Below are 3,259 nucleotides of genomic sequence, written 5' to 3'. Positions count from 1 at the left end.
TTGTTGTTTTTGTTGAGGGTTTATGAAAGATAAGCCCTCGGCCTATTAGTACCGGTCGGCTGGGCATTGCTGCTGTACACCTCCGGCCTATCAACCCCATAGTCTGTAGGGGGCCTTAACCCATAAAGGGTGGGAAACCTCATCTTGAAACGTGCTTCCCGCTTAGATGCGTTCAGCGGTTATCACTTCCGAACGTAGCCAACCAGCCATGCACCTGGCGGTACAACTGGCACACCAGAGGTTCGTCCATCCCGGTCCTCTCGTACTAGGGACAGCCTTTCTCAAGTTTCCTACGCGCGCGGCGGATAGGGACCGAACTGTCTCACGACGTTCTAAACCCAGCTCGCGTGCCGCTTTAATGGGCGAACAGCCCAACCCTTGGGACCTACTCCAGCCCCAGGATGCGACGAGCCGACATCGAGGTGCCAAACCATCCCGTCGATATGGACTCTTGGGGAAGATCAGCCTGTTATCCCCGGGGTACCTTTTATCCGTTGAGTGACCACGCTTCCACATGCCGTGGCCAGATCACTAGTTCCGACTTTCGTCCCTGCTCGACATGTCTGTCTCACAGTCAAGCTCCCTTGTGCACTTACACTCGCCACCTGATTGCCAACCAGGCTGAGGGAACCTTTGAGCGCCTCCGTTACATTTTAGGAGGCAACCGCCCCAGTTAAACTACCCATCAGGCACTGTCCCTGAACCAGATCATGGTCCGAAGTTAGACATCTAGTACGACCAGAGTGGTATTTCAACGTTGACTCCACACACACTGGCGTGTGCGCTTCACAGTCTCCCACCTATCCTACACAAGCCGAACCAAACACCAATACCAAACTATAGTAAAGGTCCCGGGGTCTTTCCGTCCTGCCGCGCGTAACGAGCATCTTTACTCGTAGTGCAATTTCGCCGAGTCCACGGTTGAGACAGCGCCCAAGTCGTTACTCCATTCGTGCAGGTCGGAACTTACCCGACAAGGAATTTCGCTACCTTAGGATGGTTATAGTTACCACCGCCGTTTACTGGGGCTTAAATTCTGAGCTTCGCACAAGTGCTAACCCGTCCTCTTAACCTTCCAGCACCGGGCAGGAGTCAGTCCGTATACATCGTCTTACAACTTCGCACGGACCTGTGTTTTTAGTAAACAGTCGCTTGGGCCTGGTCTCTGCGGCCCTTCACGCTTCCCCCAGCTAGTGGGTTCACGCTCCGGGCCCCCCTTCTCCCGAAGTTACGGGGGCATTTTGCCGAGTTCCTTAACCATGGTTCGCTCGATCGCCTCGGTATTCTCTACCTGATCACCTGAGTCGGTTTGGGGTACGGGCGGCTCATGACTCGCTAGAGGTTTTTCTCGACAGCATAGGATCATCGACTTCACCAAACGGCTCCCCATCACATCTCAGACATACAGAGCCCGGATTTGCCTAGACTCAGTCCTACATGCTTGGCCGGCGACAACCATCGCGCCGGTTCGACTACCTTCCTGCGTCACCCCATCACTTGACTACTACACACTCGGGTCCCATGTTCCACACACACGCCTCACCCCGAAGGGATCGGTCACGTGTGCTTCAGATGGTTAGCATCATGCGCCTCATCATGGGCGTCATTTCGCCGGTACGGGAATATCAACCCGTTGTCCATCGACTACGCCTGTCGGCCTCGCCTTAGGTCCCGACTTACCCAGGGCAGATTAGCTTGACCCTGGAACCCTTGATCAATCGGCGGATGTGTTTCTCACACATCATTCGCTACTCATGCCTGCATTCTCACTCGCGTACCGTCCACCGCTGGATCACTCCGCTGCTTCACTCGATACACGACGCTCCCCTACCCACCCCAGAAAACTCTGGAATGCCATAGCTTCGGCGGATAACTTGAGCCCCGCTACATTGTCGGCGCGGAATCACTTGACCAGTGAGCTATTACGCACTCTTTCAAGGGTGGCTGCTTCCAAGCCAACCTCCTGGTTGTCACTGCGACTCCACATCCTTTTCCACTTAGTTACCGCTTAGGGGCCTTAGCTGATGGTCTGGGCTGTTTCCCTCTCGACAATGGAGCTTATCCCCCACTGTCTCACTGCTGCGCTCTCACTTACCGGCATTCGGAGTTTGGCTAACGTCAGTAACCTGGTCGGGCCCATCGGCTATCCAGTGCTCTACCTCCGGCAAGAAACACACAACGCTGCACCTAAATGCATTTCGGGGAGAACCAGCTATCACGAAGTTTGATTGGCCTTTCACCCCTAACCACAGGTCATCCCCTCCATTTTCAACTGAAGTGGGTTCGGTCCTCCACGCCGTCTTACCGGCGCTTCAACCTGCCCATGGCTAGATCACTTCGCTTCGGGTCTAGAGCGCGCGACTCAATCGCCCTATTAGGACTCGCTTTCGCTACGGCTTCCCCACACGGGTTAACCTTGCCACACACCGCTAACTCGCAGGCTCATTCTTCAAAAGGCACGCCATCACCCCCACTGCCACAAGGCCGGCCGGGCTCTGACGGATTGTAGGCACACGGTTTCAGGTACTATTTCACTCCCCGCCAGGGGTACTTTTCACCTTTCCCTCACGGTACTGGTCCGCTATCGGTCATCAAGAAGTATTTAGGCTTAGCGGGTGGTCCCGCCAGATTCACACGACATTCCACGAGTGCCGTCCTACTTGGGAAGTACATCAACCCAGCCAAACACATACGACTACGGGGCTATCACCCGCTACGGCCCAGCTTCCCAACTGGTTCACCTTCATGCTTGGTTTCTTACTGAGCTCACCGCCGGCAGACGATGAAAGATGTATCCCACAACCCCAACTACGCAACGACTGCCGTCTATCACACGCAGTTGGTTTAGCCTCATCCGATTTCGCTCGCCACTACTCTCGGAATCACTATTGTTTTCTCTTCCTACGGGTACTGAGATGTTTCACTTCCCCGCGTTCCCTCCACACGCCCTATAGATTCAGGCGCAGGTAACACGACATGACTCGTGCTGGGTTTCCCCATTCGGACACCCCCGGATCAACGCTCGGTTGCCAACTCCCCAGGGCTTATCGCAGGCTCCAACGTCCTTCATCGGCTCTTGATGCCAAGGCATCCACCATGTGCCCTTCATAGCTTATCTCTCACAAACACTCAACAAAAACAACAAACCAACAACCACACACACGCATCACGCATGCCTGCAATCATCGAGCTTGTCTGCGCTACGAAGACCAACACACACCAACACCCTCACCAAAGATCCAGACCCGAAGGCCTCAAC

The 3,259-nt window shown here is 54.8% G+C and carries 1 rRNA gene; it reads right to left on the bottom strand.

The features are described 5' to 3' along the window. Window positions 1-25: 25 nt before the first annotated feature. Window positions 26-3,118, bottom strand: a 23S ribosomal RNA gene (locus WBG06_RS26475). Window positions 3,119-3,259: the final 141 nt, after the last annotated feature.

The sequence above is a fragment of the Nocardioides sp. CCNWLW239 genome (assembly GCF_037137035.1).
GTDB lineage: Bacteria > Actinomycetota > Actinomycetes > Propionibacteriales > Nocardioidaceae > Nocardioides.
Note: the sequence above shows the minus strand (reverse complement) of the source record. Positions and strands in the feature narration are given on the sequence as shown.